Source organism: Bathymodiolus heckerae thiotrophic gill symbiont, assembly GCF_900128515.1.
Taxonomy (GTDB): Bacteria; Pseudomonadota; Gammaproteobacteria; order PS1; family Pseudothioglobaceae; genus Thioglobus_A.
Map to the genome: position 1 here is coordinate 16,333 of NZ_FQTP01000003.1, position 21,735 is coordinate 38,067.

Sequence of the window (21,735 nt, forward strand, 5' to 3'; positions counted from 1 at the left end):
TAGTTAATATTAAATAATTTGGAATCGAAGTTGGTCATTAACCAAATCGATTATAACGGAACGAGTGTAAAGTTTTGTTGGCACTACATCAAATTTTTTGTATACACCAGCAATAGACACCAATTCTGCATTAAATTTTTGTACAAAAATCGTAGCTTTGTCGTCACCTTGAATGCCGGCAAATAAACTACCTTGAACCTCTTTATAAGCTGATATAGAGCCAAAAGACATAATATCAGCACCTGACTTAACCCTTTCTAATAAAACCAAATCTCTATCGCTTGCAATCACTTGCTGAAATGAATAGACCTTGTTGGTAATAATTTTTGGCGCTTGATAAGTTTTATCTTGATGTGGATTGGGCGCATCAACTGCTGGCCGCTGAATTTCCTGAACTTTAATTTTGCTTTTGCTACTAGGCGATAATGATTTTCCAAAAACCGCCAAACCAGAAAATTTAGCAAAATCAATCAATTCTTGCTTGCGTGAGCGAATACCCACAGCAACCATTTCATTTTGCGCCAAAATTTCAATCAGCACAGCTAAATCATTAGCCTGAAAATTACGACTCTCAATTTCCAAGATAACCGGTGCATGTTGAAATTGTGCTTTATTATTTCTAGCAAGTAGATTGATTTCTTCAACCAATACATCGGTATTATTGGTTAAAACCCTTAATGTGTATAAGGCTTCTGTCTGAGTAATAACTTCAATTTTATTCAACTACGCCACCCTTGTGTGCAATCAAGAAAATGCCAAACACGAGTCATGCCCGATTCACCGCTAAGCATAAGTTCTAAAGGGGTTTTGTGTTTGAATTTTTTAACATTACGCTTTAACCAGACACTCGCATATTCTTTATTGGTTGGAAATGTTGTACCTAATGATTCATCGATACCTAGAATCATTTTTGCGCGTTTGACCATATCATTATCAAACTCAAATGCTTTATCGCCACGGCGATACATGTATAGATGTCTTGGCTTTAGCACTTCTTCAAGATCTAAAACATTTAGCTGCTGAGCATCTTCAAGCTTCCAATTTTCTAAAATCTGACAAAGCTGAAAAGTTAGCTGGTTTTTTTCATCATCGTTTAAATCAATGCTAATTTCATCGATATTGGTTTTATTTGGCAGCATTAATTTACTCTAAAGTGGAATAATATTTCACGATCAAATACGCTTTTATCAGGCGCATGCGGTAAAGGTGAAGCTTTATAAACTGCGCGCTCAATAGTTTCTTTAAAAACTCTCTCTTCTGCGCTATTGCTAATATTGCAAGATTGTATGTTAACACTTTGCACTTTACCGTTTAGATCTTGCAGGATGTAAACATCACACCCCCAATGATCCTTTGCACTTTTTTTGGGGCGCCATTTTTCTTTCACTCTTGAAGCAATTTGATTAATGTAGTTTGCTTTTAACTCATTTAATATGTCTTCTTGAGCAATAGATCTTTCTTGATCTTCCTCAGCTTGAATTTCTTTCTTTAAAGAGCGGTTATCTTGCTCTTTTTCAAACTTATTAGCTTCGGCTTGGCGCTGATTTTCAATTTTTTTCTTATTCTTTTCAGCAGCATCGGCTTTTCTTTGTGCTTCTTTAGCCTTCTTTTCAGCTAGTTTTTTCTTCTTCACTGCTTCTTTTGCTTTTTTCTCAGCAACTTTCTTTGTCTTTAATGCTTGCTGGATTTTTTTCTCAGCTATTTTTCTACTTTTTTCGGCTTTCGCCTTAGCTTGTTTTTCTTTTTTGGTTTTGGCTTTTAATTTTTTAAGACGCTGTTGCTCTTTATAGCGTTCGTTTTCAACGCGTTTTTCTGCACGCTTAAGCTCTACCAAACGCTTTTCACGCTTTTGTTTGATATCAATCAGACGCTGCTTTTCTCTTTTTATTTCAGTTAGGTCGATGGTTACTGCTTTAGGCACTGCGGTACTAGAAGATTTTGCTGACTGCTTTGGAATTTCCCAGCGCTGAACATTGGTAAATACCAAGCCGATAACCAAAGCCACGTGTAATACAATTGCCGCCCAAAAAGCAAACGGATGTTTTTTTGCGATTTTTGGTAGTTTGATTTTTTTAATTAAATCGGCTTTCATTAGTTTTCAGCCGATTCAGTAACAATACCAACCTTATCAACGCCCTGCTTTTGTAAGAATGACATCAGTGATACAACAGAGCCGTAGGCTACATTTGCATCACCTCGTACAAATACTTTCATACTTGGATAGATTTCTAATCGAGCACTGACACGTCCAGCAATAATACCAAGTGGCAACCTCTCACCCTGAGCAACATCAGAATCATCTTCATTTAGTGAATTAATAAAATATTCACCATCTTTGTTGATGGTGATAATGGTTGGCTGCTGTTCAGTAAAATCAACCATTTGGGCATCTGCCGTTGGTAAATCCACTTCAATACCTTGTTCAATAATTGGCGTTGTCATCATAAAGATAACTAACAATACCAACATGACATCGATATACGGCACAATGTTGATGCTTGCATCAACACTAGGTCGGCGACGTTGTGGTAATTCAATCATGAGTCAAGCTTATTTTTGTCTTTGGAAAGTAACAAACAACTCTTCCACAAAAGACGTGTATTTGTTATTAATCTCGCCCACTTGTGTAATTAATCGATTGTAAGCAATGGTTGCTGGAATCGCTGCAAATAGACCAAATGCTGTAGCAATCAGTGCTTCAGCAATACCCGGCGCTACAATTGAAATCGTTGCTTGCTTAACAGAAGCAAGGCCAATAAAAGAATGCATGATTCCCCATACTGTACCAAACAAACCGATATAAGGACTTGATGAAGCAATCATTGCTAGCACACTTAAACCATGATCCAAGCGATCTACTTCATTATTAACCGCTGTGTTCATTGAACGATAAGCACGCTCAGAGTTCATTACCAAAGCTTGATTTGAAGCCGAAGTGGAGTGGGTGAATTCACCATAACCGGCGTCAAAAATATGCTCCATAGGGGTGTGATTAGACACTTGATCAGGAATTTGACCATGTAATAAAGCCAGATCTGTATCTGCTAAAAAGTTATTATGAAAACGCTTAACATCTTTATTAGCATCCATCAGCACCTTCTTTTTAGACATGATAATCGTCCAAGAATAGATACTCATTAACACTAGGATAAACATAACCACTTGCACGACAAAACCAGCGCTAAGAATTAGGCTTAAAATTGATAAACTATTGTCCATTTATTTTCTCCAGAATGTTGCTTGGAATTGCACTTGGCTTAAAACTTTGTGCATTCAAACAGGCAACGGTAATTTGTGCTTTAAATAATACCTTATTTTGCTTAAGATCCTTGATTTTCTGCGAAAAAATCAAGCTAGCATGTCGAGTTTTTTCCACTTCGGTATGAATACTAATTAAATCGTTAAAACGAGCAGGTGATAAGTAATCTGCCTGAATAGATTTAACCGCAAAAATAATATTTTGCTGAATGATTAATTGGTCCTGTTCAAAGCCCATCTCGCGTAAAAACTCACTTCGACCACGCTCAATAAATTTTAGATAATTGGCATAATAAACCACGCCACCACTATCGGTATCTTCGTAATAAATCCTAACCTGTAAATCACTCATTAAAACAAATCTTGGTGATTAGAGGATGTTGCTACACCTAAATGCTCATAAGCCAACTTAGTTGCACTTCGCCCACGAGGGGTGCGATGTATAAAGCCCTGCTGAATTAAATATGACTCAACCATATCTTCTAAAGTGCCTCGTTCTTCACCAATGGCAGTCGCCAAAGTATCAAGACCAACAGGTCCACCTGAAAATTTATGAATCATAATTGACAAATAATCACGATCAAGTTGCTCTAATCCTAGTGCATCCACCTTCAAAATACTCAATGCTTCATTGGCAATTTGCTGATGAATAATGCCATCTGTTTTTATATCAGCAAAATCTCTAACACGACGCAACAAACGGTTGGCAATTCTTGGGGTGCCACGTGAACGCCTGGCTATCTCGTACGCACCACTTGATTCAATTTCAATGCTTAATATTTTGGCAGAGCGCTCAACAATCACTTGCAAGTCTTTATTATTATAAAATTCCAAACGCTGAACAATGCCAAAACGATCACGCAGTGGTGAGGTTAGCATGCCGGCGCGCGTAGTTGCACCAATCAAAGTAAAGGGTGGAAGCTTAAGTTGAACTGAGTGTGCAGCTACACCCTCTCCAACCATAATATCAAGCTTAAAATCTTCTAAAGCTGGGTAAAGAATCTCTTCAACCACTGGATTAAGACGATGAATTTCATCAATAAACAAGACATCATAAGGCTCTAATTTCGTTAAAATTGCGGCTAAATCACCCGAACGCTCTAGAACTGGGCCAGATGTCTGTTTTAATCCTGCACCCATTTGATTGGCAATAACATTGGCTAGCGTGGTTTTTCCAAGCCCTGGCGGACCGTAAATTAAGCAATGGTCAAGTGCATCACCACGCTTTTTAGCCGCCTCAATAAAAAGTGCCATTTGAGATTTGACATCGTCTTGTCCAATATATTCAGACAAGGTATCCGGACGAACAGAAGTTATAACAATATCTTCGCTACCCTGATCTGTTCCGCCTACTAAAGAATCTTCTTCTATCATGCTAATTTAATGAATTTTTCAATCATTTTAACTTAAGGGTTAATCCAAAATAGGGGTTATTTCTTTCAATAAGAGTTTGACTTTTATGGGTTTTCTTTGATGTGTCAACCTAACTACTTTAGCCACACTTGTTTCTCTATATGGCCCATATTTACTAATAATAACCTGCCAGTTATCGTCAATATTTAGCTGATGCAGAAATACTATATCTGCAAGTTTTTGTAAAGGGAAGTGCCAGCCTAGTTCTTGATCCATCCATTGCTTTAAACTCAATGATGATATATTTCCATCAATGTACAAGCCACCCACTTGTGAAATAATATTAACCTGACCTAAGCCCAAAGCTCCAGTTAACGCTAAATCAAACGCCTGTTGTTGAAACTTAATTTTAAAACTAAAATTTTGAGCCTTGTCCTGTGTAACAACACCGATACGACCCTTTAGCTGCCACTCACTAGGAATATCGCTAGATATTATCACCTGTTGTGGGTAAATTGGCTGGGTAGCACAACCTTGTAGAATGAGTAAAAAAAATAGTGTTAAAAGCCGTTTCATAAGTGGACACATTCTAACATTAAGCTCAATAGCTAGTGCCTAAAAAAGCTCTACTTAGGTATAATCAAGCGCTTATTTATATTTGTTATTTGGGTTTATGTCACGCATTGCTATTTTAAGTGTTAACCACGCAAAAGCGCCAGTTGCAGTGCGTGAGCGTGTCGCATTTTCACCCAACCGACTAACCGAAGAGTTACAAAAATTAAATACCATCGATGGTATTGAAGCTTGCGTTATTTTGTCTACTTGTAATCGTTCAGAAATTTATACAGTTGTCAATGATGACAATGCTAAAGAAATTTTAAGCAACTACCTTGCAAAAACACACGATATTCCTAGAGCAGAAGTCGACCCTTATTTGGTTTATTTTGAAACAGATGATGCGTTATCACATATCTGCAATGTTGCTTGTGGATTAGACTCATTAGTACTAGGTGAGCCACAAATTTTAGGCCAATTAAAAGACGCATACCACGCTGCCAAACAAGCTGGAACTTTGAATAAAAAATTAGAAAAGCTATTTCAACATGCTTTTTCAACTGCTAAAAAAGTTCGTACAGATACTCAAATTGGATTGTCACCTGTGTCTATTGCCTATTGCGCTGTCAAACTTAGTGAAAAGATTTTTTCTGATTTATCAGAACAAACAGTTCTACTAATTGGTGCCGGAGAAATGATTGAGCTCTGTGCTCAACACCTCAATCAAAAAGGTGTTCGAAATATGATCGTTGCCAATAGAACCATTGAAAATGCCAAAAAAATTGCCGAACAGTACGGAGCACAGTCAGTCAGTCTCAAGCAATTTTCAAGCGTTATTCACCAGGCCGATATTATTATTTCATCAACAGCTGCGTCGGTACCCATTATTGGCAAAGGCTTAATTGAAAGCGCACTCAAGCAGCGCAAGCATAAACCAATGTTTATACTTGATATTGCCATCCCAAGAGACATCGAGCCTGAAGTTGGTCAGCTGAATGATGTTTATCTTTATACTATTGACGACTTAGAGCAAGTAGTGAGCGACAATATTGGCTCGCGCGAAAAAGAGAAAGTGTTAGCACAAGAGATTATCATTAAACAATCGCAAGTTTTTAACAAATGGCTGTCTATTTTGCCAAATGAGCAGCTGGTTCAGAGTTATCGAAGTAACGCCAATCAGATTAAAGAAGATGCAGTAGAAGATGCTTTAAAACGTCTTAAAAATGGTGGTGACAGCGAGCAAATTATTAAGAAATTAGGCGATCAATTAACCAATAAAATACTTCATACTACTTTTAAAAACATTAAACAAACTTCTCACACTGATTTAGACCAGTGCAAAGGCTGTATTCCAAATATTAAAAAATAATGAACGAATCCATTCTTACCAAATTAGAACAAATGTCCATGCGTCTTGAGGAAGTTGGCGCCATGCTCAGTGATCCAGATGTTGCTAGTGATGCAAAAAAATTTAGAGAGCTATCTATTGAATATTCACAACTAACACCAGTCAATGACCAGTATCAAGAATACTTGTTAACGGTAGAGAATCTTGAAGATGCCAAGATGATGCTTGAAGAGGATGATGCTGAAATTAAGGCAATGGCTAAAGAAGAGATTGGCGATGCTAAACAAAATTTAGAGCGTCTAGATCTTGATCTTAAAAAATCTTTACTACCTAAAGACCCTAATGACTCACGCAATATTATTGTCGAAATACGTGCAGGTGCCGGTGGTGATGAGGCCTCTATTTTTTCTGGTGACTTGTTTAGAATGTATTCTCGCTACGTAGAAAAACAAAAATGGCGGGTGGAAATCATGAGTTCAAATGCGGGTGATCATGGTGGTTACAAAGAGATTATTGCACGCATTAGTGGTACCGATGTTTATTCAAAACTAAAATTTGAATCAGGCGCTCACCGAGTTCAACGTGTACCAGAAACTGAATCTCAAGGTCGTGTACATACTTCAGCTTGCACAGTTGCAGTAATGCCAGAAGTTGAAAATATTGAAGAAGTTAATATTAATATGAGTGACGTTCGTGTTGATACTTTTAGAGCTAGTGGCGCAGGTGGTCAGCACGTTAATAAAACCGACTCTGCCGTTCGTGTTACCCATATTCCTACGGGTACAGTAGTTGAGTGTCAAGATGGTCGTTCACAACACAAAAATAAGGCTCAGGCAATGTCTGTACTTGCATCCAGAATTTTGGATGCACAGCAACAAATCCAACATAAAGAACAAGCATCAACCCGTAAAGAGCTTGTTGGTAGTGGTGACCGCTCTCAAAGGATTCGTACTTATAATTATCCGCAAGGACGCATTACTGACCATCGAATCAATCTAACTTTGTATAAGTTGGCAGAAATTATGGAAGGTGATTTAGAAGCAATTATCGAACCACTGGTTGTCGAGCAGCAAACCAACCAGCTAACTGAACTAAACGATGCATTGGCTTAATTAGCTTACTCTTCTTGGTAGTAATTGCGAGATTACAAATAATACGCCCAAGGCAATAACAATCATTGGGCCTGTGGCCAAATCATAAAATATTGACGCACTCAAACCCATTAGTACGGCCGCAATAGAGATACCAATTGACTGTAGAGCCATACTTGTTGGTGTGTGTGCAAACATTCTAGCAACTGCTGGTGGGATAATTAACAACGAAGTAATTAACAACACACCAACAATTTGTACAGAAACCGATACAGTTAGTGCGATCATCAACATAAATAATAACTGATAAGCTGTACGATTAAGCCCTTGAGAAACGGCTAATTCTTCGTTCAATGTAAGCAATAATAAGCGCTGCCAAAATACCATCAACAAACCTACTACAATAATCAACACGGTATAAATCCAAATAATATCTAGATTGGTGATTGATAAAATATCACCAAATAACAGCGAGAAATAATCTGTATTCGCGCCACCTACAATGCTCAAGACTACAATACCTAGTGATAATGCTAGATGAGAAAATATACCCAATATAGCATCATTTGATAAGATTTTTCTTTGCTGTAAAACAACAATTAGTCCTGCAAAAATTACACCAATAACCACTAAGCCAGTATGAATACCTAAGCCAGTTGCCAATCCTAAAGAAACACCCAACAAAGCTGAATGGGAAATAGACTCAGAAAAATAACTCATACGCTTCCAAATCACAAAACAACCCAACGAGCCCGCAATAACGGAAATTCCGAGCGCTGCAATCAGCGCTCTAACAATAAAATCATCCATGATTAGTACTGTTTAATTATTGACAATCTTTACACAGGCCATATAAATATAAGCAATGATCTGTTAATTGATAGCCGTATTTTGTTGCAATGTCATGCTGATGCTGCTCAATCACTTCATCATTAAATTCATCAATCTTGCCACATTTAATACACAATAAATGATCATGGTGTTCTGCATTCGACAACTCATACACACTTTGACCGTTATCAAAATTAAGCTTATTGATCATACCTGCTTCTTCAAACTGAGTTAATACTCGATAAATTGTTGCTACACCAACCTCTTCACCTTGCATTACCAGTGCTCGGTAAATATCTTCAGCACTCATATGGTGTTTTTCAGCCTTCTCTAAAATCTCTAAAATTTTAAGTCTAGGCAGGGTTACTTTCAGGCCTGCAGTTTTTAAATCTTGAGCATCCATATTCTCATCCTTGAGGTAAAATCAGTTAAATAATTCTTAATCATTTTAACCAATTAATTACAAATGAACAAACTAACTTTGATTGTATTCTCATTCTCATTACCATTTATATCTGCATGTTCGCCTTCTATGCCTAGCATGCCTGAACTTCCAGACATGCCAGATATCCTTCCCGATTTATTATTACCGACATTTTATAAGGATGATATTAATCAAGGCTCAGTTTTAGATCGCTTTAAAATTAATCAACTTAAAGTTGGCATGTCTCAAGCACAAGTAAAAGATTTAATCGGTTCACCAAGTATCGTTGATCCGTTTCATAATAATCAGTGGGACTATATCAATCATTCAACGCTACATGAAAAAGATGATATTCACTATCGCCTAGCACTAACGTTTAACAATAATAAGCTGGCTGATATTAAAACCTCAGGAATTGATAGCTTGCCTGCGTTAACCGATAAAGAAAAAGAATTAGAAGATAAACGCATCGCCGAAGAAAAAGCCTCAATAGAAGCGGTCAAGCAAGCCAAAGAAAAAGCACAGGCTGCAGAAGAGCAAAGAATTGCCAATGAAAAAATTGCTGCAGAAAAGGCTCAAGCTGATGCGTTAAAAAAAAAGATTGAACTAGTACAAGCCAAACAACAAAAAGCTGATCAAAAAAGTACTATCAAATCAGTCAATTCTCAAGAAATTAAAATAAAAGAGCCTGTTCAAAAAACTCAACCAGCTACCAAAGAAGTGTCTGCAGAGACAGATAGTCCTTGGTACAAATTCTGGTAGACATTAACCGATCATGTCATCACTTGTTATTAATGACTTAAGTTGCCAAAGAGGCTACAACCAACTCTTTAGCAACTTATCTTTCCAGGTAAATGTCGGTGAAGTGCTGCATATTACTGGCACTAACGGCAGTGGCAAAACATCATTATTAAAAATTCTAGCTGGCGTTAGCGCTCGTGAACATGGTGAAATTAGCTGGAATCAGCACTCAGTTAAATCCGAAGAATACCGACAAGAGGTTTTTTATCTAGGCCATCAAGCAGCCCTTAGTGGCGAGCTTAGTAGCCTTGAAAATTTAGAATTTCTAAGCGCTTTAAATAAAAGTACTGATCAACAGCAGCTGATTCAAGCATTGGGTGATATCGGTCTTAAAGGTTATAAAGATGAATACTGCGCCAATCTTTCTGCGGGGCAAAAGCGTCGCGTCATTTTGGCTGGATTATTCGTTTCCAAGGCTAAGATATGGCTATTAGACGAGCCTTTTACTGCACTTGACCCTACTGGCGTAAAAATCGTAGAAAGTCGCATTGAAAAGCACTGTAATAATGGCGGCTTGTGCTTATTTACCACCCATCAAGATTCAGCTTTGGCTAATCAACGAGTGTTGGCATTATGAATATTTACCTACAAACACTCAAGCGTGATCTACGCGTTGCCCTGCGCAACCCTTCTAGCGTACTTAATCCTTTATTATTTTTTATCATTTCTGTTTCCTTATTCCCTTTAGCTATCAGTCCAGAAGCGGCTGTATTATCACAAATTGCAGCAGGAATTATTTGGGTAGCAAGCATGCTTGCGGTGTTATTGTCGCTTAACGCATTATTTCATCATGATTTTGAAAATGGCATACTGGAGCAAATGATCACATCACATCATTCACTACCCTTACTAATATTATCCAAAATCTTTGCACATTGGTTACTGACTGGCATCCCAATTATTTTGCTATCACCTTTATTAGGGCTTTTTCTATTTTTGGATGATGAAGGCATTAAAATATTGATGATCACCTTACTGCTTGCAACCCCAAGTTTGAGTCTTATTGGTAGTATTGGCGCTTCACTTGTTGTCGGTATTAAAAACTCCGGCATGCTATTGTCATTATTAATTTTGCCCCTTTATATCCCGATTTTAATCTTCGCTTCAAGTGCTGTATCTCAGGCGCAATTCGGTTTAACGATTGATGGGCAGCTATATTTTCTAGCCATGTTTTTAGTCTTGAGCTTAATAAGTGCGCCATTCGTCAGCGCCATTGCTCTAAAAATAAGTCTAGAATAAATACTAACTTTTGTTATAATACCGTCAAACGCTGATTTATCCCGATTGCTAGCGTTACTACCTAGAGTAGTTAAATTAAGCTAAAGTAGGCGTCCTCCTTCACTGGAAACCCTTCTTAAAAATGGTTTTTAACATTCACAAGGAGAGCAAAAAATGATATTTACTTCCGAATCTGTTTCAGCAGGACATCCTGATAAAGTTTGCGATCAAATTTCTGATGCAATTTTAGATGCTGCACTAACGCAAGACAAAAACTCTCGCGTTGCTGTTGAAACTTTAGTTAAAGATAATCACGTTGTATTAGCCGGTGAAATCACCACGGGTGCTAAGATTGATTATGAAAAAATCGTACGTGAAACCATTATTGGCATTGGCTACGACAAAGAAGAATACGGCTTTAATGGCCATACTTGCGATTTAATCAACCTTCTGGGTGAGCAATCACAAGACATCGCTATGGGTGTTGATGAATTTACAAACCACGAACAAGGTGCGGGTGATCAAGGTCTGATGTTTGGTTATGCGTGTAACGCTACTGATGTTTACATGCCTGCACCAATTTTATACGCTCATCGTTTGGTTGCCAAACAAGCAGAACTAATGAAAAACGGCGCATTACCTTGGTTACGCCCAGATGCAAAATCTCAAGTATCTTGTATTTATGAAGGTCATAAAATCGTCGGCATTGATGCAGTGGTATTATCAACTCAGCATGATGAAGATATTTCTTTAGATGATTTACGCGAGGCGATTTTAGAAGAGGTTATTAAGCCAGTATTGCCTAGCAAATGGCTAACAGATTCAACCAAATTTCACATCAATCCAACAGGTAATTTTGTGATTGGTGGCCCTGTGGGTGATGCAGGTCTTACTGGTCGAAAAATTATTGTTGATACTTATGGCGGCATGGCGCGTCATGGTGGCGGTGCTTTTTCAGGCAAAGATCCTTCAAAAGTTGATCGCTCTGCTGCGTACGCAACTCGCTATGTGGCTAAAAATATTGTTGCTGCAGGTTTGGCGCAACGTTGTGAAGTGCAAGTGTCTTACGCCATTGGTGTGGCTGAGCCAACTTCAATTAGTGTAGAAACTTTCGGCACTGGTACAATTTCAATTGAAGCAATTGAAGCGCTTGTACGTGAGCATTTTGACTTGCGCCCTAAAGGTTTAATCGCAATGCTTGATCTTAAGCGTCCAATTTATCAAAAAACTGCAAGTTACGGACATTTTGGTCGTACCGAAGCTGACATCACTTGGGAAAAAACTGACCGAGTGCATTTATTGAAATAAAATTATATAAATCAAGTTTGGTATAATAGCCAAACTGCCAAGGAGCGTTGCATGGATTTGATATCCATCAGGCTTGGCTATCAAAACAAAACGACGCTCATTTTTTTAAATTTTCTAAAGGAGAAAAAATGAGTAATCCGACAATTGATAACAACGACTATAAAGTAGCTGATATGAATTTGGCTGAATTTGGCCGTAAAGAAGTAGAGTTAGCAGAAGCTGAAATGCCAGCACTAATGACACTGCGTGACAAATACCGCAACGAGCAACCACTTAAAGATGCACGCATCTTGGGTTGTATTCACATGACTATTCAAACGGCAGTACTAATGGAAACATTGGTTGATTTAGGTGCACAAGTTCGCTGGTCAAGTTGTAATATTTTCTCAACACAAGATCATGCAGCAGCAGCAATGGTTGCAGCAGACATTCCAACATTTGCCTGGAAAGGTGAGACTGAAGAAGAATTCTTATGGTGTATTGAGCAGACTATTTTAGACAATGGCAAGCCTTGGAATGCCAACATGGTGCTTGATGATGGTGGTGATTTAACCCAAATGCTGCATGAAAAATACCCTGAAATGTTAAACGATATTCATGGCATTAGTGAAGAGACCACAACTGGTGTTCACCGCCTACTTGAAATGATGGAAGAAGGCACGTTGAAAGTACCTGCAATCAACGTTAATGACTCAGTAACCAAGTCAAAAAATGACAACAAATATGGTTGTCGTCACTCATTAAACGATGCAATTAAGCGTGGTACTGACATGCTAATGTCGGGCAAAAAAGCATTGGTTATTGGTTACGGTGATGTGGGCAAAGGCTCTGCTCAATCACTTCGTCAAGAAGGCATGATTGTTAAAATCTCTGAAATTGATCCAATCTGCGCCATGCAAGCTTGCATGGATGGGTTTGAGATTGTTTCTCCTTACAAAAAAGGCTTTAATACAGGAAAAACCACTGATATTAATCAGCGCTTATTAGCTACTACTGATCTTATCGTCACCACTACAGGTAACTTTAACGTTTGTGATTCTGCCATGCTACAAATGCTGAAAAAAGGTTCAGTGGTTTGTAATATCGGCCACTTTGACAATGAAATCGATACACAATTTATGCGTGACAACTGGCGTTGGGACGAGGTTAAGCCGCAAGTTCACCGCGTCTTTAGAAGTGATGACAAATCTGATTATTTAATCTTATTATCTGAAGGTCGTTTAGTTAACTTAGGCAATGCAACGGGACATCCAAGTCGTATTATGGATGGATCATTTGCTAACCAAGTATTAGCACAAATGCATTTATTTGATGAAAAATTTGCTGACAACGGTGGCGATATTTACGTAGAGGTTCTACCTAAAAAACTTGATGAAGAAGTTGCAGCTGGAATGGTTGGCGGTTTTGGCGGTGTATTAACAACACTAACAGACGTACAAGCTAAATACATCAATGTACCGAAAGAAGGCCCATATAAGCCAGAGTCTTATAAGTACTAACCAACTTTAAGTTAAGATTAAAAATGCGAGATTTATCTCGCATTTTTTGTGTCATTTTGATTAATTGCCAAATTTATACAAAAATAATACAGACTAATATAACCAAACATAAGTAACATTGTCTTGAATAATTTAAAAACTAAAAAATATGAATGAATTAATAAACTCCATTAAATTAAACCTTTACGACAAAGCGACCAGTCCTTTATTTGGCTACTTCTTTGTTTCATGGTGTGCATGGAATTATCAATTTATTTTAGTGGTTTTCTCGTCAATGAAGATTGGTGAAAAAATCATTTACATTGATAAAACTTTTTTTCAAAATAATTGGTATTGGGATTCGACACTTGTCTTTCCTCTTTTGACAACACTTGGTGTCATTTTTATATTGCCTTATCTCTCAACTCCTGTTTATAAATTTCACAAAAAGAGGCAAGAAGAATTAGTAAACCTTAAACAAGAAATTGAAAACAACACCTTGCTAACAAAAGAACAATCTATCAATATTAGAAGAAATATTAAAGAAGTAAAATTTGAGTATGAAAGTGATTTAGAGGGAAAAGATGCTGAAATAGAAGATCTTAAAGCATTATTAAATAAAAATAATAAACAGAAGACGAAAATAAAAAAAATTAAAGAAACGGATGAAGAGTTAGGATTAGAGAAGGATTTAATTGATGTTTTACTCATTATTTCAAAATATGGAAAAATTGAAGAAGAACCGTTAATTTCTAAAATTCTCGAAAAACTCCCAATCAATTCAAAAACCAAAGCTAAGGTTTATATAGAAAAATTAGAAAATAACAAATACATTCAAATGATATACTGGTCGGCACCATATACTCTAACAAATAAAGGCAGGAAGTTTTTAGTAGATAATAATTTTGTTGATTAAAAATACTCTAATAATGCAGGGCTTGTACAAATGAAATAAAGGTAAAATTTATTTCATTTGTATTGATTAAATATGTCAATTTCAGACTTAGACGCCACAGCATCTTTTCAAAATTTAATTTTAAAATTACAAACTTTTTGGGCCTCCAAGGGCTGTACATTATTACAGCCGTTTGACATGGAAATGGGTGCTGGAACCTTCCACCCTGCCACCTTCTTGCGAGCCATTGGCCCTGAGCCTTGGAATGCAGCCTACGTTCAGCCCTCACGCCGCCCTACTGATGGTCGCTATGGTGAAAACCCAAACCGCCTGCAACATTATTATCAATTTCAGGTAATCCTAAAACCTTCGCCTAAGAATATTCAAGATTTATACTTAGAGTCTTTAACCGAAATTGGTATTGATTTAACCAAGCATGATGTACGCTTTGTTGAAGACAACTGGGAGTCACCGACTTTAGGTGCTTGGGGCTTGGGTTGGGAGATTTGGCTAAACGGTATGGAAGTATCACAATTTACTTATTTCCAACAAGTTGGCGGTCTAGCTTGCAAACCAGTTGCCGGTGAACTAACGTATGGTCTTGAGCGTTTAGCCATGTACTTACAAGGCGTGGACAGTGTGTTTGATTTGGTTTGGACGCAGGGTGTGAGTTATGGCGATGTATTTCATCAAAATGAAGTGGAGCAGTCAAAATATAACTTTGAAATTGCTGATACCTATGTACTATTCAAACAGTTTGATGAAGCTGAAGCTATGAATGAACAATTAATTGAAAAAGCCTTGCCTTATCCAGCTTATGAACAAGTCATGAAAGCCTCGCATTTATTTAACTTACTCGATGCACGCCACGCCATTAGTGTGACTGATCGAGCTCGTTTTATTCGACGCGTACGCGGTATGAGTCAAAAAGTAGCAAAAATTTATCTTGACTCACGCGAGGCACTAGGCTTCCCAATGTTAAAAGATAGTTAATCCTGCATGCAAATTTTTTCCAAGATCTACCAAAAAACACTAGATTGGGCGCAAAGTAAATTTGCTGTTTACTGGCTATCTGGGGTAAGTTTTTTGGAATCTAGCGTACTACCTTATCCACCACCCGATATTTTATTAGCGCCAATGGCGTTAAAACAACCCGATAAAGCTTATTCATTCGCCTTAATTGCTACGGTTTTTTCTGTATTGGGTGGATTGTCTGGCTATTTACTCGGCGATATTTTATTAAACTTCTTACTGAGCTATGAGCTTTTAAAGCCAGAATCTATTGATTTGATTAAAGGTTTTTTTGATGAGTATGGTATTTGGGTTGTTGGTATTGCTGCCTTTAGCCCTATTCCGTACAAACTGGCCACCATTAGCGCAGGTAGTATGGCGATGCCGTTATTGCCTTTTATTGCTATCTCCCTGATTGCTCGTGGCGCAAGGTATTATTTAGTTGCTGGACTGGTTAAGGCTTATGGTGGTGCTTGCGACCAATGGTTGAAAAAATATATTGATCGCTTGGGTTACGGACTTATTGTTATGGTTATTTTTGGAGTTTGGTATGTGGGTTAAATTTCTCAGTATTACTGTTATTTTGTCATTAACAGGTTGTTATTCTCAATCACCCAAACAAGCCGTGATTGTGATTGAAAAATCCTCTCATCTCGAAAATATTAACCATCAACGCTTAAATAATAAATCTACAATTACGCACAAAAGTCGACGAGTGACTGACAGTACAGTTGCAAAAACTAGTCAAAAATCTAGAAAGCCAAGCGCTAAAAGTCAAAAAAAATCCTCAAATTGGCATATTCCAGTTAATGCAAAGGTAAGTCAAACTTACTCTAAAAAGCACTCTGGTTTGGCGTTTAACACCCATAATGGACAAGAAATTCGCGCTATTCGGGACGGAAAAATTATCTATATTGGTGACAAAATGAAAAGCTACGGTCAAATGATTATTATGCGTCATCCACTAGGATTTAACTCAACTTACACTCAAACTCAGGCTCTTCGAGTTAACTTAGGCGATCAGGTTAAAAAAGGTGAAGTAATTGCCAGTACAACTAGCCAGCCTTTTTACTTTGAAATGAAGAAATTTAATCAAGCAATTAATCCACTCAAATATCTTAAATAAGCGCTAAAATATTGATTATGAATGAATTTTTACAGAACATGACTCCTTACCAGGCTGCTGGTATTTTATTTGCCGTAGCGCTAGTTGCTCATATTGTCTTAGGGTTTATCATAAGTCAAGTTGCCAAGCACGCTGGAAAAACCAAAAATCAACTAGATGACCACTTAGTCAAAGCCATCTCTGCACCGCTAAAAGTACTGATTTGGTTTGGTTGGTTGTATTTTTCTATCAGTGCTTTTAAAGATCAAATTACCGCACTTACAACCGTTGTAGAATACATTGATATTACGCCAATATTTATCATCACCTGGGGTGTAGTGCGCGTTATATCAGGTGTTGAAAACTATTTGGTTGAGGCAGATAATAGTGTAAATAACGACTCTGTACGCCTATTCACACGACTCTTTAAAATCCTAGTAGTTGTAGCCATTTTACTAGGCATTGCACAACATCTAGGATTTTCAATTTCAAGCTTGCTCACCTTTGGTGGTGTAGGTGGTATTGTGATGGGCTTTGCCGCTAAAGACATGCTCTCAAATATTTTTGGTGGACTGATGATTCAAATGGATAAGCCTTTTTCAACAGGTGATTGGATTCGTTCAAGTGAGTTTGAAGGAACAGTTGAGAAGATCGGCTGGCGCATGACTCGCATTCGCACCTTTAGTAAAAATCCGGTTTACATCCCAAATTCAATCTTTGCCTCTATTCCAATTGAAACCCCATCGCGCATGACCAATCGTCGCATTAAAGAAGTGGTTGGCATTCGTTATGATGATATTAAGCAAATGCCGGAGATTGTTGCTGACGTTGAAAGCATGCTTAAAACACATAAGGATATTGATAAAACTCAAGCTCTACGTGTGTACTTTAATTACTTTAACGCTTCATCGATTGATTTCAATATTTATGCTTTTACCAATACCACTGGAAAAGGCGAGTATCAAAAAATAAAGCAAGAAATCTTACTTGAAGTGGCTAATATTATTGATAAGCATAATGCTGAAATAGCCTTCCCAACACAAACATTGCACATTCAGAAAACCGCTGAATCTTAATAGTCAAAAACTCCATTATGAATAAATTACACATCCGCACTTTCGGTTGTCAAATGAATAAGTACGATTCCGACCAAATGGTTAATGTGCTTAAGCATTCTCACAATCTGTCTTTAACTGACAAGCCGGAAGAGGCTGACGTATTATTACTCAATACCTGCTCTATTCGTGAAAAAGCACAAGAAAAATTGTTTCATCAATTAGGTCGTTGGCGCAAACTCAAAGAAAAAAATCCAAAATTAATTATTGGCGTTGGCGGTTGTGTCGCTTCACAAGAAGGCGAGCTTATTCTTAAACGCGCCCCCTATGTAGATATTATTTTTGGCCCACAAACTTTGCATCGCTTACCCACTATGGTTAATGAGGTATTGGGTGATAAAAAAACCAGTATTGATATTTCTTTTCCTGAAATTGAAAAATTCGACCACCTGCCAGCGCCTGAGTCAAATGGTGTTAGCGCCTTTGTTTCTATTATGGAAGGTTGTAGTAAGTACTGTACATTCTGCGTAGTTCCATATACGCGCGGTGAAGAAGTTTCTCGACCATTTAATGATGTTATTAAAGAAGTAGAAATTTTGGCAAGCCAAGGCGTTCGCGAGGTTAATTTATTGGGTCAAAATGTAAACGCTTATCTAGGGCTAATGGATGATGGTGAACATGCTGATTTAGCTTTATTAATTAATATTGTTGCACAAATTGATGGCATTGATCGCATTCGTTACACCACTTCTCATCCAGTTGAATTTTCAGACAGCTTAATTCAAGCTTATGCTGAGGTACCCGAACTGGTGTCACATTTACACTTACCTATTCAAAGCGGTTCTGACAAAATCCTAGGCCTAATGAAGCGTGGCCATATGGCTATTGAGTATAAATCTAAGATTAGAAAATTACGTAAAATTCGCCCTGATATTTCTATATCGTCTGATTTTATCATTGGTTTTCCAGGTGAAACTGATCAAGATTTTGAAGATACCATGAGCCTAATTAATAATATTGGATTTGATAAATCTTTTAGCTTTATCTATTCAGCACGTCCTGGTACACCTGCTTCTAGCTATCCAGACGATGTCAGTATGGCAACTAAAAAACAACGATTAAAGTGCGTTCAAGAAACTATTAACACTTCTACTGAGATAATTTCAAAGTCCATGGTAGGTAGTATTCAAAAAGTACTGGTAGAAAATAAAGCCAGAAAAGACGACAATATGTTTGGTCGTACAGAGAATATGCGCAATACTCACTTCAAGGGTGACGAATTACTAATTGGTCAAATTGTTGATGTCAAAATTACAGCTGCACGTGGCAATTCGCTTATGGGTGAACTTCATTTTACAAATATTAATTAACGCTGATGCAATTAACCTTAGAGATAGATAGCTCTGATCAGTTAGCATGCATTTGTGGCTCTTTTGATCGAAACCTAGAGGTTATTGCTAGAAGTTTAGATGTAGAGATTAATAACAAAGCTGAGGAATTTGTTATTCGTGGTGAAAGCCAACATCTGGCTGCACGAATACTTAAAGATTTATGCGTTCTCGCTAGGTCTCAATCTATAAGTATTCACGATGTAGAAATGAGCATTAAAGCCTATACCCAGGATGACCAACCAAATGAATCAGTTAATATTAAAACTAAACGTAAGTTTATCCATGTACGTTCACTCAACCAACAACTTTACGTAAAAGCCATTAAAGATCAAGATTGTACGTTTGGGATTGGCCCTGCAGGTACAGGAAAAACCTACCTTGCAGTAGCGCGCGCTGTTGAAGCGCTAGAAAAATCTGATGTACGTCGTATTGTATTAGTTCGACCTGCGGTTGAAGCCGGTGAAAAACTTGGTTTTTTACCAGGTGATCTTAGTGAAAAAATAGACCCTTATTTACGTCCAATTTATGATGCTTTATATGAAATGATGGGCTTTGACAAAGTCACAAAATTACTTGATAAAAATGTCATTGAAGTAGCGCCGCTTGCTTTTATGCGTGGTCGAACCTTAAACGAAGCATTTATCATTCTAGATGAAGCGCAAAACACTACCACCGAACAAATGAAAATGTTCTTAACGCGACTGGGTTTTAGCTCAAAAATGGTAATTACTGGTGACGTCACCCAAATTGATTTAGCACGACCAAGTCAATCAGGCTTGCTGCATGCGATGAAAGTGTTAGAAAACGAGCCAAAAATTTCATTCTGTCATTTTCATTCTAGAGATGTGGTTCGACACAAATTAGTTCAGCGTATCGTTCAAGCGTACGAAATCTTTGAATAAGTCAGAAAAAATAATCGTCGGATTGTCAGGAGGTGTTGACTCATCCGTTGCAACCTTGATGCTATTAGAACAAGGCTATGAAGTGGAAGCCCTGTTTATGAAAAACTGGGATGAAGACGATAATGATGGCTATTGCACTGCAGAACAAGATCTTACAGATGCGCAAAAAGTTGCTGATAAATTAGGTGTTAAGTTACACACTAAAAACTTCTCAGCAGATTATTGGGAAGATGTTTTTGAAGATTTCTTACAAGAGCATAAAAAAGGCAGGACTCCAAATCCAGATGTTCTATGCAATCAAAAAATCAAATTTAAAGTGTTTCTTGAATATGCACTTTCGCTTGGCGCCGACAAAATTGCCACTGGCCACTATGCCAGAATTACACATAATAACAACCAGTATCAGCTAAAAACTGGTTTAGACAACGATAAAGATCAGAGTTATTTTTTGTATTTGCTGGGTCAATACCAACTGAGTAAAAGTCTATTCCCACTTGGTAATATTAGCAAAACTCGCGTTAGAGAAATTGCCAATCAGTACGACTTAATCACTGCCGATAAAAAAGACTCAACTGGCATTTGCTTTATTGGCGAGCGTAATTTCTCTGAATTTTTAGAAACCTATTTACCAAAAAATCAAGGTGATATTATTGATGAACAAGGTCAGTTCATTAAACATCATCAAGGCTTGGCTTTTTATACTATTGGTCAAAGAAAAGGCCTGGAGATTGGTGGTGGTTTTAGCGATTTTCCAGAGCCTTGGTTTGTTGCCGATAAAAGAATTGATAGTAACGAGCTACTAGTTGTACAAGGCGATCATCCACTACTATATCACAATAGTTTAAGCACCTCAAATAATCACTGGATCGGTAACGAGCCAGATTTCCCATTAGATTGCCAAGCCAAAATTCGCTATCGACAAGCCTCTCAAGATTGTAAAATCACTAAGGATGGTGATAGTATTAAGATTATTTTTACCAAATCACAAAGGGCTGTTACCCCAGGGCAATCCATTGTTTTCTATCAAAATGATATTTGTCTAGGTGGTGCAATTATTGAAAAACGAAGTAATGAATAAAATAAACAACCAAACTCTAGCACTTACTGGCGTTTTACAAAGCGCCACACTAGTTGATCAACTTGCTTCAAATGGCGATTGTGATACAGATTGTTCAACAGCAAGCTTAAAAAGCATTGTATCTTCAAGCGTTAACGTCTCTGAGGTGTTTGATTCTCATGCGAAATTATCTATTGGCATGGCTGCTTTACGAATTGCACTGGGAAAACAAACTAAGTCTATTCAGACTGTGGTTTTTTACGCTTTATCATTAATTAACCTTGAGAAAAAGTTAATGAAAAATCCAGCCTTGCTAGATACCATTACTGCTGAAATTAACGCTTTAAACAAACAAGAATTCTTTGAAATAACTCATAGTAATTCAATTGCTAGACTAGGTGAGCTTTACAAAACCACGCTGGGCAAACTAAATCCAAGAATTATGGTTAAAGGCGAACAACTACATTTATCTAATCATCGTACTGCTAATCATATTAGAGCTCTTTTACTATCAGGTATACGCGCCGTTTCACTGTGGAAATCCCAAGGCGGTAAAACTTGGCACTTGATTTTCAATAAACGCAAAATATTAAATGCAATCGATGCATTGGATTGTGTCAATGGCTAATTTAAATTTCAAATTACCCCTAGACT

At 37.5% G+C, this 21,735-nt stretch carries 26 protein-coding genes and 1 riboswitch; of the genes, 16 read left to right on the top strand and 10 right to left on the bottom strand.

The annotated features are described in order from the left end of the window. Positions 1 to 9: 9 nt before the first annotated feature. From minC to BTHERMOSOX_RS00790, 8 genes are read right to left on the bottom strand one after another with little or no spacing between them, the layout of a single operon-like run. Positions 10 to 723 (bottom strand): septum site-determining protein MinC, encoded by a 714-nt coding sequence (gene minC / locus BTHERMOSOX_RS00755; protein ID WP_138118505.1) that lies wholly within the window; start codon positions 721 to 723, stop codon positions 10 to 12. Continuing rightward, a complete protein-coding gene (locus tag BTHERMOSOX_RS00760) occupies positions 720 to 1,139 on the bottom strand; it encodes an antitoxin Xre/MbcA/ParS toxin-binding domain-containing protein (RefSeq protein WP_138118506.1) in 420 nt (139 codons plus the stop codon). Before BTHERMOSOX_RS00760 ends, minC begins: the two co-directional genes overlap by 4 nt. After that, positions 1,139 to 2,092, bottom strand: coding sequence for a cell envelope integrity protein TolA (locus BTHERMOSOX_RS00765; protein WP_138118507.1), 954 nt, complete (start codon positions 2,090 to 2,092; stop codon positions 1,139 to 1,141). Before BTHERMOSOX_RS00765 ends, BTHERMOSOX_RS00760 begins: the two co-directional genes overlap by 1 nt. Next, positions 2,092 to 2,541 (bottom strand): protein TolR, encoded by a 450-nt coding sequence (gene tolR, locus BTHERMOSOX_RS00770; protein ID WP_138118508.1) that lies wholly within the window; start codon positions 2,539 to 2,541, stop codon positions 2,092 to 2,094. Before tolR ends, BTHERMOSOX_RS00765 begins: the two co-directional genes overlap by 1 nt. A 9-nt stretch (positions 2,542 to 2,550) precedes the next feature. Continuing rightward, the gene (tolQ, locus tag BTHERMOSOX_RS00775) at positions 2,551 to 3,219 is read right to left on the bottom strand and encodes a protein TolQ (protein ID WP_138118509.1); all 669 of its coding nucleotides are present in this window, start codon (positions 3,217 to 3,219) and stop codon (positions 2,551 to 2,553) included. Continuing rightward, entirely contained in the window at positions 3,209 to 3,610 is a 402-nt protein-coding gene (ybgC, locus tag BTHERMOSOX_RS00780; protein ID WP_138118510.1) for a tol-pal system-associated acyl-CoA thioesterase, read from the bottom strand. Before ybgC ends, tolQ begins: the two co-directional genes overlap by 11 nt. After that, complete coding sequence (ruvB, locus tag BTHERMOSOX_RS00785) at positions 3,610 to 4,632, bottom strand: Holliday junction branch migration DNA helicase RuvB (RefSeq protein WP_138118511.1); 1,023 nt, start codon at positions 4,630 to 4,632, stop codon at positions 3,610 to 3,612. The genes ybgC and ruvB overlap by 1 nt, the downstream gene beginning before the upstream one ends. Before the next feature lie 39 nt (positions 4,633 to 4,671). Further along, positions 4,672 to 5,187: a lipoprotein insertase outer membrane protein LolB gene (locus BTHERMOSOX_RS00790; protein ID WP_171004608.1), complete on the bottom strand. Its 516-nt coding sequence runs from the start codon at positions 5,185 to 5,187 to the stop codon at positions 4,672 to 4,674. A 97-nt stretch (positions 5,188 to 5,284) separates the two neighbouring features. On the opposite strand from BTHERMOSOX_RS00790, the gene hemA reads away from it, so the two are divergent. Both hemA and prfA read left to right on the top strand, forming a co-directional pair. Continuing rightward, the gene (gene hemA / locus BTHERMOSOX_RS00795; protein ID WP_138118513.1) at positions 5,285 to 6,535 is read left to right on the top strand and encodes a glutamyl-tRNA reductase; all 1,251 of its coding nucleotides are present in this window, start codon (positions 5,285 to 5,287) and stop codon (positions 6,533 to 6,535) included. Continuing rightward, a complete protein-coding gene (gene prfA, locus BTHERMOSOX_RS00800; protein WP_138118514.1) occupies positions 6,535 to 7,626 on the top strand; it encodes a peptide chain release factor 1 in 1,092 nt (363 codons plus the stop codon). The genes hemA and prfA overlap by 1 nt, the downstream gene beginning before the upstream one ends. On the opposite strand, the gene BTHERMOSOX_RS00805 is transcribed toward prfA, so the two are convergent. Beyond that, complete coding sequence (locus tag BTHERMOSOX_RS00805; RefSeq protein WP_138118515.1) at positions 7,627 to 8,415, bottom strand: metal ABC transporter permease; 789 nt, start codon at positions 8,413 to 8,415, stop codon at positions 7,627 to 7,629. Between the two features lie 16 nt (positions 8,416 to 8,431). Next, positions 8,432 to 8,839, bottom strand: a complete 408-nt coding sequence (fur, locus tag BTHERMOSOX_RS00810) for a ferric iron uptake transcriptional regulator (protein WP_138118516.1) — start codon at positions 8,837 to 8,839, stop codon at positions 8,432 to 8,434. 63 nt (positions 8,840 to 8,902) lie between these two features. On the opposite strand from fur, the gene BTHERMOSOX_RS00815 reads away from it, so the two are divergent. The 14 genes from BTHERMOSOX_RS00815 to hflD all read left to right on the top strand — a co-directional run bounded on the left by BTHERMOSOX_RS00815 (position 8,903) and on the right by hflD (position 21,709). Beyond that, the gene (locus tag BTHERMOSOX_RS00815; protein ID WP_138118517.1) at positions 8,903 to 9,622 is read left to right on the top strand and encodes an outer membrane protein assembly factor BamE; all 720 of its coding nucleotides are present in this window, start codon (positions 8,903 to 8,905) and stop codon (positions 9,620 to 9,622) included. A 13-nt stretch (positions 9,623 to 9,635) separates the two neighbouring features. Next, positions 9,636 to 10,238 (top strand): cytochrome c biogenesis heme-transporting ATPase CcmA, encoded by a 603-nt coding sequence (gene ccmA, locus BTHERMOSOX_RS00820; RefSeq protein WP_138118518.1) that lies wholly within the window; start codon positions 9,636 to 9,638, stop codon positions 10,236 to 10,238. Then, entirely contained in the window at positions 10,235 to 10,900 is a 666-nt protein-coding gene (gene ccmB / locus BTHERMOSOX_RS00825) for a heme exporter protein CcmB (RefSeq protein WP_138118519.1), read from the top strand. Before ccmA ends, ccmB begins: the two co-directional genes overlap by 4 nt. A gap of 153 nt (positions 10,901 to 11,053) precedes the next feature. Then, positions 11,054 to 12,187: a methionine adenosyltransferase gene (gene metK / locus BTHERMOSOX_RS00830; RefSeq protein ID WP_138118520.1), complete on the top strand. Its 1,134-nt coding sequence runs from the start codon at positions 11,054 to 11,056 to the stop codon at positions 12,185 to 12,187. A gap of 35 nt (positions 12,188 to 12,222) precedes the next feature. Then, positions 12,223 to 12,293: riboswitch (S-adenosyl-L-homocysteine riboswitch) on the top strand. Between the two features lie 22 nt (positions 12,294 to 12,315). Further along, positions 12,316 to 13,686, top strand: a complete 1,371-nt coding sequence (gene ahcY / locus BTHERMOSOX_RS00835; RefSeq protein WP_138118521.1) for an adenosylhomocysteinase — start codon at positions 12,316 to 12,318, stop codon at positions 13,684 to 13,686. A gap of 148 nt (positions 13,687 to 13,834) precedes the next feature. After that, positions 13,835 to 14,581: an ATP synthase subunit B family protein gene (locus tag BTHERMOSOX_RS00840; RefSeq protein ID WP_138118522.1), complete on the top strand. Its 747-nt coding sequence runs from the start codon at positions 13,835 to 13,837 to the stop codon at positions 14,579 to 14,581. Between the two features lie 72 nt (positions 14,582 to 14,653). Next, positions 14,654 to 15,553: a glycine--tRNA ligase subunit alpha gene (gene glyQ / locus BTHERMOSOX_RS00845; protein WP_138118523.1), complete on the top strand. Its 900-nt coding sequence runs from the start codon at positions 14,654 to 14,656 to the stop codon at positions 15,551 to 15,553. Positions 15,554 to 15,559: 6 nt separating this feature from the next. Further along, positions 15,560 to 16,132: a YqaA family protein gene (locus tag BTHERMOSOX_RS00850; RefSeq protein WP_138118524.1), complete on the top strand. Its 573-nt coding sequence runs from the start codon at positions 15,560 to 15,562 to the stop codon at positions 16,130 to 16,132. Next, positions 16,122 to 16,697 carry a murein hydrolase activator EnvC family protein gene (locus tag BTHERMOSOX_RS00855; protein ID WP_138118525.1) on the top strand — a complete coding sequence of 192 codons (576 nt, stop codon included), beginning with the start codon at positions 16,122 to 16,124 and terminating at the stop codon, positions 16,695 to 16,697. The genes BTHERMOSOX_RS00850 and BTHERMOSOX_RS00855 overlap by 11 nt, the downstream gene beginning before the upstream one ends. Before the next feature lie 17 nt (positions 16,698 to 16,714). Next, on the top strand, positions 16,715 to 17,752 hold the full coding sequence (locus BTHERMOSOX_RS00860; protein ID WP_138118526.1) for a mechanosensitive ion channel family protein: 1,038 nt from the start codon (positions 16,715 to 16,717) through the stop codon (positions 17,750 to 17,752). Between the two features lie 14 nt (positions 17,753 to 17,766). Then, positions 17,767 to 19,101 carry a tRNA (N6-isopentenyl adenosine(37)-C2)-methylthiotransferase MiaB gene (gene miaB / locus BTHERMOSOX_RS00865; protein WP_138118527.1) on the top strand — a complete coding sequence of 445 codons (1,335 nt, stop codon included), beginning with the start codon at positions 17,767 to 17,769 and terminating at the stop codon, positions 19,099 to 19,101. 5 nt (positions 19,102 to 19,106) lie between these two features. Further along, positions 19,107 to 20,024 (top strand): PhoH family protein, encoded by a 918-nt coding sequence (locus BTHERMOSOX_RS00870; protein ID WP_138118528.1) that lies wholly within the window; start codon positions 19,107 to 19,109, stop codon positions 20,022 to 20,024. Next, on the top strand, positions 20,017 to 21,102 hold the full coding sequence (mnmA, locus tag BTHERMOSOX_RS00875) for a tRNA 2-thiouridine(34) synthase MnmA (protein WP_138118529.1): 1,086 nt from the start codon (positions 20,017 to 20,019) through the stop codon (positions 21,100 to 21,102). Before BTHERMOSOX_RS00870 ends, mnmA begins: the two co-directional genes overlap by 8 nt. Then, positions 21,095 to 21,709 carry a high frequency lysogenization protein HflD gene (hflD, locus tag BTHERMOSOX_RS00880; RefSeq protein ID WP_138118530.1) on the top strand — a complete coding sequence of 205 codons (615 nt, stop codon included), beginning with the start codon at positions 21,095 to 21,097 and terminating at the stop codon, positions 21,707 to 21,709. Before mnmA ends, hflD begins: the two co-directional genes overlap by 8 nt. Positions 21,710 to 21,735 lie beyond the last annotated feature (26 nt).

Coding starts and splice junctions, on each gene's coding strand:
- BTHERMOSOX_RS00760 (WP_138118506.1), bottom strand. CDS start 1,139: ATGCTGCCAAATAAAACCAATATCGATGAAATTAGCATTGATTTAAAC.
- BTHERMOSOX_RS00765 (WP_138118507.1), bottom strand. CDS start 2,092: ATGAAAGCCGATTTAATTAAAAAAATCAAACTACCAAAAATCGCAAAA.
- tolR (WP_138118508.1), bottom strand. CDS start 2,541: ATGATTGAATTACCACAACGTCGCCGACCTAGTGTTGATGCAAGCATC.
- tolQ (WP_138118509.1), bottom strand. CDS start 3,219: ATGGACAATAGTTTATCAATTTTAAGCCTAATTCTTAGCGCTGGTTTT.
- ybgC (WP_138118510.1), bottom strand. CDS start 3,610: ATGAGTGATTTACAGGTTAGGATTTATTACGAAGATACCGATAGTGGT.
- ruvB (WP_138118511.1), bottom strand. CDS start 4,632: ATGATAGAAGAAGATTCTTTAGTAGGCGGAACAGATCAGGGTAGCGAA.
- BTHERMOSOX_RS00790 (WP_171004608.1), bottom strand. CDS start 5,187: ATGAAACGGCTTTTAACACTATTTTTTTTACTCATTCTACAAGGTTGT.
- hemA (WP_138118513.1), top strand. CDS start 5,285: ATGTCACGCATTGCTATTTTAAGTGTTAACCACGCAAAAGCGCCAGTT.
- prfA (WP_138118514.1), top strand. CDS start 6,535: ATGAACGAATCCATTCTTACCAAATTAGAACAAATGTCCATGCGTCTT.
- BTHERMOSOX_RS00805 (WP_138118515.1), bottom strand. CDS start 8,415: ATGGATGATTTTATTGTTAGAGCGCTGATTGCAGCGCTCGGAATTTCC.
- fur (WP_138118516.1), bottom strand. CDS start 8,839: ATGGATGCTCAAGATTTAAAAACTGCAGGCCTGAAAGTAACCCTGCCT.
- BTHERMOSOX_RS00815 (WP_138118517.1), top strand. CDS start 8,903: ATGAACAAACTAACTTTGATTGTATTCTCATTCTCATTACCATTTATA.
- ccmA (WP_138118518.1), top strand. CDS start 9,636: ATGTCATCACTTGTTATTAATGACTTAAGTTGCCAAAGAGGCTACAAC.
- ccmB (WP_138118519.1), top strand. CDS start 10,235: ATGAATATTTACCTACAAACACTCAAGCGTGATCTACGCGTTGCCCTG.
- metK (WP_138118520.1), top strand. CDS start 11,054: ATGATATTTACTTCCGAATCTGTTTCAGCAGGACATCCTGATAAAGTT.
- ahcY (WP_138118521.1), top strand. CDS start 12,316: ATGAGTAATCCGACAATTGATAACAACGACTATAAAGTAGCTGATATG.
- BTHERMOSOX_RS00840 (WP_138118522.1), top strand. CDS start 13,835: ATGAATGAATTAATAAACTCCATTAAATTAAACCTTTACGACAAAGCG.
- glyQ (WP_138118523.1), top strand. CDS start 14,654: ATGTCAATTTCAGACTTAGACGCCACAGCATCTTTTCAAAATTTAATT.
- BTHERMOSOX_RS00850 (WP_138118524.1), top strand. CDS start 15,560: ATGCAAATTTTTTCCAAGATCTACCAAAAAACACTAGATTGGGCGCAA.
- BTHERMOSOX_RS00855 (WP_138118525.1), top strand. CDS start 16,122: ATGTGGGTTAAATTTCTCAGTATTACTGTTATTTTGTCATTAACAGGT.
- BTHERMOSOX_RS00860 (WP_138118526.1), top strand. CDS start 16,715: ATGAATGAATTTTTACAGAACATGACTCCTTACCAGGCTGCTGGTATT.
- BTHERMOSOX_RS00870 (WP_138118528.1), top strand. CDS start 19,107: ATGCAATTAACCTTAGAGATAGATAGCTCTGATCAGTTAGCATGCATT.
- hflD (WP_138118530.1), top strand. CDS start 21,095: ATGAATAAAATAAACAACCAAACTCTAGCACTTACTGGCGTTTTACAA.